This is a genomic window from Marinomonas pontica (assembly GCF_036322735.1).
Lineage (GTDB): Bacteria > Pseudomonadota > Gammaproteobacteria > Pseudomonadales > Marinomonadaceae > Marinomonas > Marinomonas pontica.
Genome location: NZ_AP027271.1, coordinates 3358705 through 3372933, shown reverse-complemented (window position 1 = coordinate 3372933; position 14229 = coordinate 3358705). Strand labels below are relative to the sequence as shown.

12 protein-coding genes are annotated in these 14229 nt (G+C 46.7%); 5 read left to right on the top strand and 7 right to left on the bottom strand.

The window, feature by feature from the left end; translation table 11 throughout:
• Positions 1–25 precede the first annotated feature (25 nt).
• Together rsmD and AABA11_RS15905 are read right to left on the bottom strand one after the other, a co-directional pair.
• Complete coding sequence (gene rsmD / locus AABA11_RS15910; RefSeq protein WP_265728193.1) at positions 26–625, bottom strand: 16S rRNA (guanine(966)-N(2))-methyltransferase RsmD; 600 nt, start codon at positions 623–625, stop codon at positions 26–28.
• On the bottom strand, positions 622–1938 hold the full coding sequence (locus tag AABA11_RS15905) for a peptidase M16 family protein (protein WP_338269391.1): 1317 nt from the start codon (positions 1936–1938) through the stop codon (positions 622–624). The genes rsmD and AABA11_RS15905 overlap by 4 nt, the downstream gene beginning before the upstream one ends.
• A gap of 163 nt (positions 1939–2101) precedes the next feature.
• Between AABA11_RS15905 and ftsY the strand changes: the two genes are divergently transcribed.
• From ftsY to rpoH, 4 genes are all read left to right on the top strand, one after another.
• Positions 2102–3325 carry a signal recognition particle-docking protein FtsY gene (gene ftsY, locus AABA11_RS15900; RefSeq protein WP_338269389.1) on the top strand — a complete coding sequence of 408 codons (1224 nt, stop codon included), beginning with the start codon at positions 2102–2104 and terminating at the stop codon, positions 3323–3325.
• Positions 3326–3375: 50 nt separating this feature from the next.
• Positions 3376–4047: a cell division ATP-binding protein FtsE gene (gene ftsE, locus AABA11_RS15895; protein ID WP_265728195.1), complete on the top strand. Its 672-nt coding sequence runs from the start codon at positions 3376–3378 to the stop codon at positions 4045–4047.
• A complete protein-coding gene (gene ftsX / locus AABA11_RS15890; protein ID WP_338269386.1) occupies positions 4048–5055 on the top strand; it encodes a permease-like cell division protein FtsX in 1008 nt (335 codons plus the stop codon). It begins immediately after the preceding gene.
• 126 nt (positions 5056–5181) lie between these two features.
• A complete protein-coding gene (rpoH, locus tag AABA11_RS15885; RefSeq protein WP_265728197.1) occupies positions 5182–6048 on the top strand; it encodes an RNA polymerase sigma factor RpoH in 867 nt (288 codons plus the stop codon).
• An 82-nt stretch (positions 6049–6130) separates the two neighbouring features.
• On the opposite strand, the gene AABA11_RS15880 is transcribed toward rpoH, so the two are convergent.
• The 5 genes from AABA11_RS15880 to metK form a co-directional block, all read right to left on the bottom strand.
• Complete coding sequence (locus AABA11_RS15880) at positions 6131–6991, bottom strand: energy transducer TonB (RefSeq protein ID WP_265728198.1); 861 nt, start codon at positions 6989–6991, stop codon at positions 6131–6133.
• A 6-nt stretch (positions 6992–6997) separates the two neighbouring features.
• Positions 6998–7945 carry a glutathione synthase gene (gene gshB, locus AABA11_RS15875; protein WP_338269383.1) on the bottom strand — a complete coding sequence of 316 codons (948 nt, stop codon included), beginning with the start codon at positions 7943–7945 and terminating at the stop codon, positions 6998–7000.
• A 277-nt stretch (positions 7946–8222) separates the two neighbouring features.
• Entirely contained in the window at positions 8223–9731 is a 1509-nt protein-coding gene (locus AABA11_RS15870; RefSeq protein WP_338269381.1) for a TolC family outer membrane protein, read from the bottom strand.
• Positions 9732–9819: 88 nt separating this feature from the next.
• The gene (locus AABA11_RS15865) at positions 9820–10566 is read right to left on the bottom strand and encodes a 16S rRNA (uracil(1498)-N(3))-methyltransferase (protein ID WP_338269378.1); all 747 of its coding nucleotides are present in this window, start codon (positions 10564–10566) and stop codon (positions 9820–9822) included.
• Between the two features lie 114 nt (positions 10567–10680).
• On the bottom strand, positions 10681–11844 hold the full coding sequence (metK, locus tag AABA11_RS15860; RefSeq protein ID WP_265728202.1) for a methionine adenosyltransferase: 1164 nt from the start codon (positions 11842–11844) through the stop codon (positions 10681–10683).
• A gap of 368 nt (positions 11845–12212) precedes the next feature.
• On the opposite strand from metK, the gene tkt reads away from it, so the two are divergent.
• On the top strand, positions 12213–14213 hold the full coding sequence (tkt, locus tag AABA11_RS15855; RefSeq protein ID WP_338269376.1) for a transketolase: 2001 nt from the start codon (positions 12213–12215) through the stop codon (positions 14211–14213).
• Positions 14214–14229: the final 16 nt, after the last annotated feature.

Below are 14229 nucleotides of genomic sequence, written 5' to 3'. Positions count from 1 at the left end.
TTTTGGCTAGGGCTTTTGGTTGCGCTTATTTCGATACTTCAAATAAACGATAGACAAGTTGGCCTGCGTTTTTTTCTTTTATTAATGACCAATGCATTGGTAACTCTGGAAGAGGCGCTTCTTTTTCCATTTCTATGTACACCAAGGCACGATCCGCCAGCCAACCTTTTTCCAATAAAGGGATGATTTGCCCCAACCAACCTTTTCTAAATGGCGGATCCAAGAAGACAATGTCCATGGCGTGCGGCGTTACCGTGTCTAGGAAAACCGCCGCATTTTGAGCGATGACGTTGGCATTGGTTGCGCCCAGCGTGGATAGGTTCGCTGTCATTTGTTGTGACACAACACGCGAATTGTCCACAAACGTGAGGTGTTTTGCGCCGCGAGACAGTGCCTCTAACCCCAATGCGCCTGAGCCGCAAAATAGATCGCCACATACGGCGCCGGGGATCTGGTGATTGATCCAATTGAATAGGGTTTCTCTTACTCGGTCCGGTGTCGGACGCAGCCCTTCAATATCTGGAATGGGCAGTTGGCGCGAGCGCCATTCGCCGGCGATGATGCGCAGCTTGGAGGCTTTCGCTTTGCTTTTGTTCGACGCGTTATTTAGGGCGTTTTTTTTCATTGATAAACCTGAATTTCTTGGTAAGACGATGGCCGTAATAAACGCGTTAGGGCCGCTTGATACTCTTCGACGGTGAAGCTGTCGACCGCTTCTTGATAGCCATTGGCAAATTTTTCTAAATTCAGCGCGCCATTTTCGTGAGTGACTTGCGTGGCAATTTGACTCCACCACGTTGGCGACAATGTTTGCTGTTCTAGTTGGCTTTTAAAAGAGTCCAGCAAGGTCTGAAACATTTTTTTGTTATTGGCAGAAGGAACTTGTTCCGAAAAAGCCAAACTTTTAGGGTAAATCATCTGGTCGGCTGGCCGATTCGTTGTGGCGTCGGGCGAGGCTACACTGTTGCCATATTGAATGCTCCACCAAGCCCAAGGGTGTTGCGGAGAGAGCGTCAATGCGAGTTGTACAAAGTCGATATGAGTCTGCTTGTTTAGCGTAGCCACTAAGTCAGCCCCCCAAATTTGTAAGCTAATCCATTCTTTTATGTCGGTGACTGGCATCAGTGCAATGGCGCTGCGTGTTTGCCAAAGCGTGCCTTCATTCTGTTTGATGATGGTGCTTAGCGGCTCGCTGTAAATGCTTTCGTTAGGTGAGGTGGCGATTTGGTACTCTTGGCTGATTTTGTTTAAAGCGGCCTGTAAGGTGTTTTTTGCTTCAGTGGGCAGTTCGCCAATGATGTAAATCGCGGTCGCGGACGATTTTAAGCGTTGGTAATAATCAATCACTTGCTCTAATGATACAGGCACGCTATTGGAACTGATTTGTTTATTGTTTTTGTCGAAGAATAGGACGTTTTCGAGTTCGTGTTGAATAGGGGGATTTTGTGTGCGCTGGCTTTGCCAATTGTCGAAGGTGCGGCGTTTGAAATCTGGGTTGCTCAGCCAGTTGGTTACTAATGACAAGGTGGGGAGCAAATAGCGTGTTTCGTTGCTTAACGTTAAACAAATGGTTTGACTTTCGTGATCATAATAGCTGTTTGCGCTGGCGGCTAAAGGCGCTAATCTTTGATTGATGGACGCTGTGCTTAACGGTAGAGAATCGCTCATTAGCATCGCCAGAGTGGTTTGTATCAGGGCTGTGTTGGTGGTGGCGGAATGGAATGAGAAGCGAAGTTCGACCTTGTCGGTGTTTTCCCATTCTTCCTGCTTTAACCAAATGACAGGGATACCAGAGGTCGTCGTCCAGCGTTCGACCATCGGGGTGGGAAGTGTGTTGTTGGTGGCGATTAGATTAAGCAGCCAGATGCTTAGGGTGCAGAGCAACATAATCGCCGCTAAAACCGGACGGCTAAAGAGAGGTTTGTCACTGTTAAACATAATGAACCCTGAAATGGTAAGAGTTAGCGTGAAACTAGGCCTGTTTGCGCGCTAGAATGATGATAAAATAATCGTTTTTAAGCGTCTATCTATAGGGCGCCGTGTCCAATCATAGCATTTCACTGATGTTAACTGCATCAGTCAAAATAAAGAGACCGATTTAATGGAAGTTGTTAATCAAATTATTGCTTTTTTTACACCGTATCTTGGTGAATATGCTCGTTATGTTCCTATCGTGATAGGCACACTGTTAGCGATCATGGCGTTTGTTGTGCGTCGACGCTTTGTGAATAAAATGAATGCAGATATCAAAGCGGCTAAGAAAAAGGATATAGATTCCTTAAAGGTTGCTGAACCTGAAGCCGATGCAGCGGAAACTGTGCAGGCGCCAGCAGCGTTGGCGGATGATGCGGCGGTTGTCACTGCGCAATCTGTTGAGCCGATAGCGGAAATCAAGGAACCAACTCTGTCTTGGTCTCAGCGCATTAAATCCGGTTTATCCCGAACTCGAAGCGGCTTGGGGAATGGCTTGTCGTCTGTGATCAGTGGCAATAAAAAAGTCGATGGCGATTTACTGGAAGAGTTGGAAACACAGTTATTAATGGCCGATGTGGGCATTGATGCTACCCAAACATTAATGAATGGCTTGACGGAAAAGTTAAACCGCAAAGAGCTGAAAGACGCTGATACCTTGTTGGCTCAGTTGAAAGCCGATATGCAGGGGATTTTAAAAACATCCGAGCAGGTTCTGGAACCTATAAACCAAGAAGCCCCGTTTGTCATTTTGATGGTTGGCGTAAACGGGGTGGGCAAAACAACAACGATTGGCAAGCTGGCGAAAAAATATCAGGCCGAAGGCAAAAGTGTTATGTTGGCCGCAGGCGATACGTTCCGTGCCGCGGCGGTGGAGCAATTGCAAGTGTGGGGCGAGCGCAACAACGTGCCTGTGGTAGCGCAACACACGGGGGCGGATTCGGCGTCGGTGATTTACGATGCGATTGAATCGGCTAAGGCGAAAGGTGTCGATATTGTGATTGCCGATACGGCAGGGCGTTTGCAGAATAAAGCGAATTTGATGAACGAATTGTCCAAAGTGGTTCGCGTGATGAAAAAGCTTGATGTGCATGCCCCACATGAAGTGATGTTGGTGCTGGACGCAGGCACAGGACAAAACGCGATCAGCCAAGCCAAACTGTTTTCTGAAGCGGTTGGCGTGAGCGGTATTACATTGACAAAGCTCGATGGCACGGCAAAAGGCGGTATCATCTTTGCGATATCCAAACAGTTTGGGTTGCCAATTCGTTATATTGGCGTGGGTGAACAAGCCGATGACTTGCGTCCTTTTGTTGCTCAAGAATTTGTGGATGCCTTGTTCGATAGCGAGTAAAAACGCATTAACCTTTTTTGTAAGGTTTTATTTAAGGATAACGAATTAACGTGGAAATCGAATTTCAGCGGGTGGGTAAGAAGTACGAGAGTGGCCAGGAAGCGTTGTCGCAAGTGAGTTTTCATTTGCAACAAGGTGAAATGGCGTTTCTCACTGGGCATTCTGGTGCCGGTAAAAGTACCTTAATGAAACTCATGATGATGATAGAGCGCCAAACATCAGGCCAGATATTGGTCGATGGTGTGGATTTACGTACGCTGAGCCGTCGTGCTGTTCCTCAACATCGTCGTCGTGTCGGGGTGGTGTTCCAAAACCATCAGCTGTTATTAGATCGCAGTGTTTTTCACAATGTGGCGCTGCCGTTGCAAGTGAGTGGTGCTGACCCTCAACAGATTGCGAAACGTGTGCGTGCGGCGCTAGACAAAGTTGGCTTGTTGGACAAAGAAAAATACAACCCAATGGCCTTGTCTGGTGGTGAACAGCAACGGGTAGGTATAGCCAGAGCGGTGGTGAATAAGCCTCAACTGTTACTGGCGGACGAACCGACGGGTAACTTGGACCCTAAATTGTCGGCAGAGATTATGAATTTATTCCAAGAATTCAATCGCGTTGGTGTGACGGTGCTTGTGGCTAGTCATGATCTGGCGTTGGTTGCGCGTATGCGTCATCGTGTTTTGACCCTAAACCAAGGGCGCATGGTGAATGATGGAGGGTTTGGCTAAATGGCACAAAAGCCGAATCAGCGCGGTGCTACCCGCGAGTCGATTAAAGCGACGACACATAACTGGCCGACGCGAACGACCTTTAGCCCAAGCAAGTACTTTCGTCAGCATCAAGCTACGTTAACAGAAAGTTTCATGCGTCTGGTGAGCTATCCCTTGGCGAGTATCATGACGGTGATGGTTATCGCGATTGCGTTGTCTTTGCCGGGTGGCTTGTACGTGCTGTTGAAAAACGTGCAGTCTGTGACCGATCAATGGGAGCAGCAATCTGTCATTACTTTGTATCTTTTTCCTAACATGGAAGATACTCAAGCCTTGGCTTTGTCTCATCGTTTGTCTGCACAAGATGACATTGCGTCTGTGGAATATATATCCAAAGAAGAAGGGTTAAGGTACTTCGAGCAATCCAGTGGTTATGAGCAAATCTTGTCTGCGTTGCCAGAAAACCCGTTGCCGATTGTTTTGCGAGTGATCCCAAAACAAATCGTCGATATTACCACCTTGTCTAGGCTGCAAGCGTTACGTGACCAATTGGCGTCACTCAAAGAAGTAGATCACGCCGAATTAGATGCACAATGGTTACAGCGCCTTGCGAATATACTGAGTTTTGGGCAGCGTTTTGTGTACGCTTTGTCGGTATTGTTGGTGGTTGCTGTGTTATTGATTGTGGGCAATACCATTCGCATGGCGGTTGAAAGCCGTCGAGACGAAGTTCTGGTTATGAAGTTAGTTGGGGCAACCGACGCTTACATCCGCAGACCCTTTTTGTACATGGGTTTTTGGTTTGGTGTATTAGGTGGTTTTTTCGCCAGCCTTTGTATTCTCTTGCTTAGCTGGTGGGTGAGTGCGCCAGCGGAGCGATTAATCGACCTTTATCAAAGCGGTTTTCAATTGCAGACTTTTAATGCAGATGAGACTGTTTTATGTTTAACTATTAGTGCGTTTGTTGGTGTTTTTGGCGCATGGATTGCGGTTAATCGACACATCGCGAACATTGAACTGCAGTGACAATGAAAGGCTAAAATCAGTATTAAGATAATAGCCATGGTTTATTCACATTTATGTCACACACAAGCAGAATTTACTTGGTAATATTTTGTCATACACAGTATGAACAACGAGGTGGAAATAGAGATGGGTAAAGCTCTCCAACCTACAGACATGATGATTCCAGGTCAAAACCTTGAATCTTATATGCAAGCTGTCGGACGTATTCCGATTTTGACAGCCGAAGAAGAAAAAGCCTTAGCGGAACGTCTTTATTATCAAGAAGACCTTGAAGCGGCGCGTACTTTGGTTATGTCGCATTTGCGATTTGTTGTGCATATTGCGAAAAGTTATTCTGGCTATGGTCTTGCACAAGGCGATTTGATCCAAGAAGGCAACGTTGGTCTCATGAAGGCAGTGAAACGTTTTAACCCAGAAGTGGGTGTCCGTCTTGTGTCGTTCGCGGTGCATTGGATTAAAGCCGAGATCCACGAGTTTATTTTGAAAAACTGGCGCATCGTGAAAGTGGCGACCACAAAAGCACAGCGTAAGATGTTCTTTAATCTTCGTAGCGCGAAAAAGACCTTGTCTTGGTTTAGTAATTCAGAAGTGGAATCGGTAGCGAGTGATTTAGGTGTGACGCCAGAAGTCGTTCGCCAAATGGAAGGGCGTTTAAGTGCTTCTGATATGGCCTTTGACGCTTCTGCTGATGACGATGATGACAGTGCTTTCCAAGCGCCGTCTCAATACCTAGAAGATCATCGCGCTGACCCTGCGACCTTACTTGAAAACGGTAATTGGGAAGAAGACTCTAACCAGCGTCTTGAAGTGGCGATGGCCGATCTTGATGAGCGTAGCCGTAATATTCTTGTGCAGCGTTGGTTGTCAGACGCGAAATCCACATTGCATGAATTGGCCGATGAATATGGCGTTTCTGCTGAGCGTATTCGCCAGTTGGAAAAGAACGCAATGAAGAAAATTCGTCTTGCTATGGGTGATGGTCAGTTCGACTAACCCTTGTGTGAGCTGACCCGAATACAGCTAAGATACTAAAACCCTCTATGTGAGGGTTTTTTTATGTCTGCGTTTTTGCTGTTTACTGGCTTTGTAGTTGATTACCTGGCACAAAGCGCCATGTGCGAATGATTTCTAGCTTGTCGACGTCTTTTTTGAGTTCACTTGGAAACACTTGAAACGGCTCAGCCAAACGAACTATGCGCATTGCGGCGTCATCCAGTACGCGAATGCCTGAGGAATGCAGTACTTCAATATCATCAACATAACCGTTCGGCAATAGTATGACGGCTAGGCGTAGCTCACCATAAAGGTGATTGCGTTTTGCTTCTTCTGGATAGTGAATGTTACCAATACGTTCAATTCTGCGTCGCCAGTCATCTAAGTATTGAGCATCCACGGCGGCTTTTGCTGACACGGACGTAAGGCGGCGAATCCTAGGGCGTTTTGCATAGGACTGTCGTTGCTGATCCAATAAGGCTTCCAAGGTGGCAATGTCATTGGATAAATGGCTAGGAATCTGAGTTTCCCCGCGAAATTGCTCTTCCAAGGTTTTGGCTTCTTTTTCGGACTCGTTGACGATTTCAAAGACCGCTTCTTGATCTTTTGTTGCCAGTAAGCTGGGCTCATCGATGGGCTTTTTGGACGCGAGTTGAGGTTGAACTGGTGGGGAGATTTCTTGAATTGTATCGGATAAAAAACGGGCATTTTCTGTGGTGGTGAGCTTTTGTTTGCGAAGCTCGGTGCCACTTGCTTGTTGGTTTGCTTGCGCAATGAAGTCTGCTTCTTGGGGCGCTTTGGTTGTGTGCTGAACGAGCGTGACTTCCAGTGTTTTAGGTTTGGGTGAAGGCAGGGAGAAATCGAAACCAATAATCATCACCATCAGCGCATGGGCGCTAATGGCAATGAAAAGTGCAATGGAAAACTTATCGGTTATTCGCATGCGATGTTACGAAAGACGCTTCTCTATGGCTTCGATTAACGTCATAGCGATGTTGAGGTCGAATTGTGTATCGAGCTCACGAACGCATGTTGGGCTAGTGACATTGATTTCAGTGAGATAATCGCCGATCACGTCTAAACCAACAAACATTAAATTCTTTTCTTTCAAAGAGGGAATTACTTGTTCACAAATCCAGCGATCTCTGTCGCTGAGAGGGCGACCTTCGCCACGACCGCCAGCGGCTAAGTTGCCGCGTGTCTCTCCCGAAGCCGGAATACGCGCTAACGCATAAGGAACAGGGACGCCGTCAACGACTAAGATGCGTTTGTCCCCTTGTTTTATTTCCGGGATGAATTTTTGCGCCATTATCTGTTCGGTGCCCATATTAGTGAGCGTTTCAATGATAACGCTCACGTTTGAATCGTCTGGCTTTAAGCGAAAAATGGATGTGCCACCCATGCCATCTAAAGGTTTGAAAATCACATCGCCATGTTCTTTGTGGAATTGCTTCAGTAGATCCGCTCGACGTGTTACCAAAACCGCTGGACAGCATTGAGGGAACTGAGTGGCAAAGAGCTTTTCATTGCAATCGCGCAGGCTTTTGGGGTCGTTCACAACCATCGCGCCATCGCACTCGGCTTGTTCTAAGATCATAGTGCTGTAAACAAACTCGCTGTCGAAAGGAGGATCTTTGCGCATTAGGATCACATCCAATTCCCCCAGCGCCATTTTGCTTTCTTCGCCAAGTTCATAAAAGTGAGCTGGGTCTTTGTAAACGTTCAAAGGGCGCGTCATGGCATAGGCTTTGCCATTGTCCAAAAACAGGTCTTTTTGTTCCATGTAAATCAGTTGCCAGCCCTTGTCTGCCGCTGCCCATAACATGGCGAGTGAAGTGTCTTTTTTGTAGTTAATGGATGCAATTGGATCCATAACAATGCCGAGTTTAATAGTCATAGGGGTGGTTCCTAAAGCGAAAGTGACGTTTTAAGGCTTTGATAAAGCGATTAATAGATGTTGATGCTATAGAAATATGGGGACGCTGAGAAGAAAAAACACCCATGATTTTCAGATAGTTGATTCGCCTGCTCAAAATTAAAAACAGCGTTGGGATGGCACGAAGAGGATTTGCCATAACGTATGCGCTTTTTTTGCCAGAAAGCGCGCTGAACCAACATCGATGCAAGCATGATGAGTCTTGGCTCAGCGCAATTGAAGAGTGCGTATTGAGTGGCTACCAGCTCCCTGAGTTGCTTCCTGCATCCAGAAATAATTCACTCTCTTTCGTTTTTTCTGTGTTATCGACAGGGGAGGCTTCCTCGATTTTAGAGGCCTCAAGCGCATTGTCTTCCGCTTTGGTTTCCATGGCTTTTAATTCATCGGTTGCGCTTGCTGTCGGAGTGGGTCTTTCTGCTTTGTCGAATTCATCGTCGAAACCGAGTAATTGAGGGCGGTAAATACGGAAGGCACGCATCAGTTCGCCTTTTGCATTAAACAAGCGAAACTCGGAAAATAATTCGTCATAATCTGCGTTGACGTAGTCTTGGCGCGCTTGGAAGAGTTCGTTTTCGCTGTCCAAAACGTCCAATAAGGTGCGTCGGCCTAGGCGGAACTGTTTTTCATAGGCAATTTGAGATTCTTTGGTCGCAATGACGTATTGTTGAATGTGCTCTTTTTGTCCTGTTGTGGCTTCAAAAGCAGCCCATGCTAGACGTACCGTCAATTCCGTATCTCTAATCGTATTGCGTCTAATTTCCTGAGCTTGAATGTATTGTTGGGTAGCGACTTCTTGTTGGCGTTTAAGTGTGCCGCCACCGTAAATGTTGTAGTTTAAACGTACCATTGCCAACAGGTCTTCACTTGGTCCTTCATCACCATCTAGGTTGTTATTCCAGGTTCTTTCCAATACGAAATTGATCGTTGGGTATTTGTCTGCATCGGTGATTTTTCGAAGACTTTCCGTCGCAGCGACGTCCCAACGGGCGCCTTCAATCGCTGGGTTTTTCTTTAGAGATTCTGCGATTGCAGAGTCTAAATTTTTGGGCAATAAGTCTCTGTCTGGTACCGGGTAGATCAGGTCTTTGGGTGGTAGCTCACCGACAACATTAAGGTAATTGCTCTCTGAGTCTCTTAAGTTATTGATGGCGGCGAAGTAATTAGCGTGAGCCTTCGCAAGGCGAGCTGTGATTTGGCTCAGGTCGGATTGTCGGCCAATTCCAGAGTCGCTTTTTAATTTAATCTGACCATAAATGCGTTCGTGAGTTTCTAGATTAAGTTCCGCTAAACTAACCAACTCGCGATAGCGTAAAATGTTAGCGTAGACTTCGGCCACTTCCAGTGCGGTATTTTCCACAGAGATAAGGGCGCTCCAGCGGTTGGCTTCGGCTTCACTGTTCAAGCGTTCAACGTCGTTTTCTGTTGAGAAACCATTAAAAAGCGGCTGATTCAAAGACAGTTTCAATTCGCGGCGAGCAAGATCTATGTCGCTTGAGTTGCTGTTATCAGCGTAGGTTGTCTCATGTCCTATGCCAGCGGCAAGGTCAACACTAGGGTAATAACCCGAACGTCGTGCAATGTCGGCGCTTTCTTTTGATTCTCGATATTTAGCGATAGCTTGCCTTACGGTCGGGCTATTTTCTATCGCGGTATAGGTCGCTTCTTCAAGAGAAATGGCGTGCGCAATTGCAGGTAGAAATGCTGTCCCTAAAAACACCGTGCAAGTTAACACTATTCGGTAAAACATGAGTTTATCTGTCCTTTAATTGTTTCGACTGAGATGGTAAAACCATTTACCCTCTGAATATGTTGCGATTCTGTTATGAGGGGGCGATTTAGATATCACCCCATAATGCATTAATAACGCTGAGTGCGACAATGGGTGCGGTTTCCGTGCGGAGCACTCTTGGGCCAAGTGAAATGGCATTAAACCCTGCTTTTTCAGACAGTTGGACTTCTTTTTCACTCAAGCCACCTTCTGGTCCTATTAAAAGAGCCACACGGTTATTGGCTGGTTGCCCAAACTCTCGAATAGGTTTGGCGCTGTGATGATGTAACGTAAGTTTTAACATTTCGTTACATTTCTCTATCCATTCGGTTAATTCTATGGGTGGATGCACAATTGGAACCACACCTCGGCCGCATTGTTCGGCCGCGCTAATCGCGACTTGTTGCCAATGTTGCTGACGCTTTTCGGCACGATTATCCTGAAGTTTTACTTCGCAGCGTTCGCTAAATAATGGCTGAATGGCATGAACACCTGCTTCTACCGATTTCTGAATCGCGTAGTCCATTCGTTCACCGCGAGACAAGGTTTGCCCAATGGTCACTTGAACAGGGGATTCGTTGTCTAATGCTTCAAAACTGGTAACACGAATGTTGGCGGAGCGTTTTTCAACATCACACAACGTAGCATTAAATTGGCCGTTTTTGCCATCAAAGAGTTGACCATTAAACACTCGAATAGGATGGTCGACTTTTAATCGCAGGACTTTACAAAGATGTTGAAAGGCCGAGTCTGGTAAAGCAAGAACGCTATTCTCATTGAGTTCTGTGTCGATAAAAATTCGTGGAATACGCATACTTGTTTTGAGTGTCCTAACTGGATGAAAAATCGATAGAAATAAAAAAGCCTTCGTCTGCTCTTTGCGGTAAAACAAAGTCAGAAGAAGGCTTTATAACGGAAAATTAGAAAATTATAAACCAGCGGCTTTACGCAATGCGTCGGCTTTGTCGGTTTTTTCCCATGTGAAGTTGTCACCTTCACGGCCAAAGTGACCGTAAGCGGCGGTTGGTAAGTAAATTGGACGTTTCAGATCCAACATTTTAATCAGACCCGCTGGGCGCAATTCAAAGTGCTCACGAACCAATTGTGAAATCACTGCGTCGCTGACTTTGCCTGTACCAAACGTGTTGATACTGATTGACGTTGGCTCAGCCACACCGATGGCGTAAGAAATTTGAATCTCACATTTGTCAGCAAGGCCGGCCGCAACGATGTTTTTCGCGACATAACGACCTGCGTAGGCCGCAGAGCGGTCAACTTTGGATGGATCTTTACCAGAGAAAGCACCACCACCGTGACGAGCCATGCCGCCGTAGGTATCAACGATAATCTTACGGCCAGTTAGACCACAATCGCCCACTGGGCCGCCAATGATGAACTGACCTGTTGGGTTGATGAAGTATTTGGTTTCTTTTGATAACCATTCAGCAGGAAGAACGGGCTTGATGATTTCTTCCATCACCGCTTCGCGAAGGTCGGCTTGCTTAATGGATGCGCTGTGTTGTGTCGACAGTACAACGGCATCGATAGCGCATGGCTTGCCATTTTCGTCGTAACGGAAAGTGACTTGGCTTTTGGCGTCTGGACGAAGGAAATCCAGTGTGCCGTTCTTACGAACTTCGGCTTGGCGTTGAACTAAGCGGTGTGCGTAAGTAATAGGAGCAGGCATTAATACGTCTGTTTCGTTTGTCGCAAAACCAAACATCAGACCTTGATCGCCAGCACCCAGCTCTTTTTCACTGGCTTCATCCACACCAACCGCGATGTCGGCAGATTGTTTGCCGATGGCGTTCATGACGGCACAAGATTCCCAATCGAACCCCATGTCGGAGCTGTTGTAGCCAATTTCACGAATGACGCCTCGAGCGATTTCTTCAATGTCGACCCACGCATTGGTACGTACTTCACCTGCCACTAAAACCATACCGGTTTTTACGAGTGTTTCGCAGGCAACGCGCGCTTCGGAGTCTTCCGCTAGGATGGCATCAAGAATCGCATCGGATACTTGGTCAGCGATTTTATCTGGGTGGCCTTCTGAAACGGATTCAGAGGTAAATAAAGAATATTCGGACATGTTGAGTGTTCCTCTTTAGCTGAGTTTGTCGCTAAACAGGCATAAAAAAACCTGTTTGGCAGAAAAGTGCTAAACAGGTTCTTGCGTATCTGTTTAGCTGAGTTTATATAGCGCCCGCAAGCCGAGACAAATCGACGCTGTATTCATAGTGCGAATGATGAACCAGCGCTGTTTAAATATCAACCCAGTTTATGGATTTAAACGAGGCAAAAGGCGGTTTTTTTGTTAGGATGGTGCAGATTTCTAAGTGATTTCATTTTCTTTGCCCAATGTTTGGGCGCAGCGATGGTGCCAGCATTGCATGGTGGCTCTATCCCGTAGAGAATGTTCCTTCTATTGTTCGTTAAGCTATCAGGAGTGGAATAACCATGCCGTCTCGGAAACAACTTGCTAACGCCATACGTGCATTAAGTATGGATGCCGTACAAAAAGCTAACTCAGGTCACCCAGGTGCACCAATGGGGATGGCAGACATCGCTGAAGTGCTATGGAATGATTTTTTAAAGCACAACCCAAACAATTCAAAATGGGTTGATCGCGACCGTTTTGTGTTGTCAAACGGCCATGGCTCTATGTTGATTTATTCACTCTTGCATTTGTCTGGTTACAAACTGTCTATTGAAGACTTAAAACAATTCCGTCAGCTTCACTCTAAAACACCAGGTCACCCTGAATACGGTTATACCGATGGCGTTGAAACAACAACGGGCCCATTGGGTGCTGGCATCAGTAACGCGGTAGGTATGGCGATTGCTGAGAAAACACTAGCGGCGCAATTCAACCGTGAAGGTCATAATGTGGTTGACCACAACACCTATTGCTTTTTGGGCGACGGTTGTTTGATGGAAGGTATTTCTCATGAAGCGGCTTCTTTGGCTGGAACGTTAGGTCTAGGTAAATTGGTTGCGTTCTGGGATGACAACGGTATTTCTATCGATGGTCATGTTGAAGGTTGGTTTACGGACAATACACCACAACGTTTTGAAGCGTACGGTTGGCATGTTATTGCGGATGTGGATGGGCATGATCCGGAAGCCATTAAAGCGGCGATTGAAGCGGCGAAAGCAGAGACCACAAAACCAACGTTGATTTGTTGCAAAACCATCATCGGTTTTGGTTCTCCAAACAAATCGGGTAGCCATGACTGTCACGGCGCACCATTGGGTGATGCTGAAATCGCAGCGGCTCGTGAATTCCTTGGCTGGCCACACGCACCGTTCGAGATTCCTGCAGATGTTTACACTGGTTGGGATGCGAAAGAAGCGGGTTCTGCTCGTGAAGCGCAGTGGAATGCTCAGTTTGACGCATACAAGGCCGCTTTCCCTGAGTTGGCTGCAGAGTTTGAGCGTCGCGTTATTAAAGGCGAATTGCCTGCGGACTTTGAAGCAAAAGCTCAAGCGTTCATTCAAGAAAGCCAAGATAAAGGCGAAAACATCGCGAGCCGCAAAGCGTCTCAAAATGCGATTGGTTTCTTCGGTGCCATGTTGCCCGAGTTGCTAGGCGGCTCTGCGGATCTTGCGGGTTCTAACTTGACGCTATGGTCTGGCTCTAAAGGCATCCAAGAAGATCCAGCGGGCAACTATGTTTTCTACGGTGTTCGCGAATTTGGTATGAGCGGCATCATGAACGGTGCTTCTTTGCATGGTGGTTTTATTAACTACGGTGCGACCTTTATGATGTTTATGGAATACGCGCGCAACGCAGTGCGTATGTCTGCTTTGATGGGTATTCAAAACATTTTTGTTTATACGCATGACTCTATCGGCCAAGGTGAAGATGGTCCAACTCACCAACCGATTGAGCAATTGGCTAACTTGCGTATGACGCCAAACATGTCTGTATGGCGTCCATGTGATGCGGCAGAAACCGCGGTGGCTTGGAAAGCGTCTATCGAGCGTCGTGATGGCCCAACGTCTTTGGTTTTTTCTCGTCAAGGTCTGCCTGCGCAAACTCGCAGTGCTGAACAACTTGCGAATGTCGCGAAAGGGGCTTACGTGCTTCAAGATTGCGCTGGTACGCCAGATCTGATTTTGATTGCTACGGGTTCTGAAGTAGGCCTAGCCATGTCTTCGGCTGAAGCATTAACGGCAAAAGGTAAGAACGTGCGTGTGGTTTCTATGCCGTCTACGAATACGTTTGATGCACAAGACGCCGCTTACAAAGAGTCTGTGTTGCCAAGCAGTGTGACGAAGCGTGTTGCTATTGAAGCGGCGCATACTGATTACTGGTACAAGTACGTTGGTTTCGAAGGCGCAATGGTTGGCATGACGACGTTTGGTGAGTCGGCTCCTGGTGGCGATCTTTTGAAACACTTTGGCTTTACGGTAGACAATGTGGTGGCAACGGCAGAAAAAATCTTAGCTGTGTAATCCTTTGTTGATGATG

Bases quoted from the DNA above. Each gene is read 5' to 3' on its own strand.
- rsmD (WP_265728193.1), bottom strand. From the start codon at position 625: ATGAAAAAAAACGCCCTAAATAACGCGTCGAACAAAAGCAAAGCGAAA.
- AABA11_RS15905 (WP_338269391.1), bottom strand. From the start codon at position 1,938: ATGTTTAACAGTGACAAACCTCTCTTTAGCCGTCCGGTTTTAGCGGCG.
- ftsY (WP_338269389.1), top strand. From the start codon at position 2,102: ATGGAAGTTGTTAATCAAATTATTGCTTTTTTTACACCGTATCTTGGT.
- ftsX (WP_338269386.1), top strand. From the start codon at position 4,048: ATGGCACAAAAGCCGAATCAGCGCGGTGCTACCCGCGAGTCGATTAAA.
- rpoH (WP_265728197.1), top strand. From the start codon at position 5,182: ATGGGTAAAGCTCTCCAACCTACAGACATGATGATTCCAGGTCAAAAC.
- AABA11_RS15880 (WP_265728198.1), bottom strand. From the start codon at position 6,991: ATGCGAATAACCGATAAGTTTTCCATTGCACTTTTCATTGCCATTAGC.
- gshB (WP_338269383.1), bottom strand. From the start codon at position 7,945: ATGACTATTAAACTCGGCATTGTTATGGATCCAATTGCATCCATTAAC.
- AABA11_RS15870 (WP_338269381.1), bottom strand. From the start codon at position 9,731: ATGTTTTACCGAATAGTGTTAACTTGCACGGTGTTTTTAGGGACAGCA.
- AABA11_RS15865 (WP_338269378.1), bottom strand. From the start codon at position 10,566: ATGCGTATTCCACGAATTTTTATCGACACAGAACTCAATGAGAATAGC.
- metK (WP_265728202.1), bottom strand. From the start codon at position 11,844: ATGTCCGAATATTCTTTATTTACCTCTGAATCCGTTTCAGAAGGCCAC.
- tkt (WP_338269376.1), top strand. From the start codon at position 12,213: ATGCCGTCTCGGAAACAACTTGCTAACGCCATACGTGCATTAAGTATG.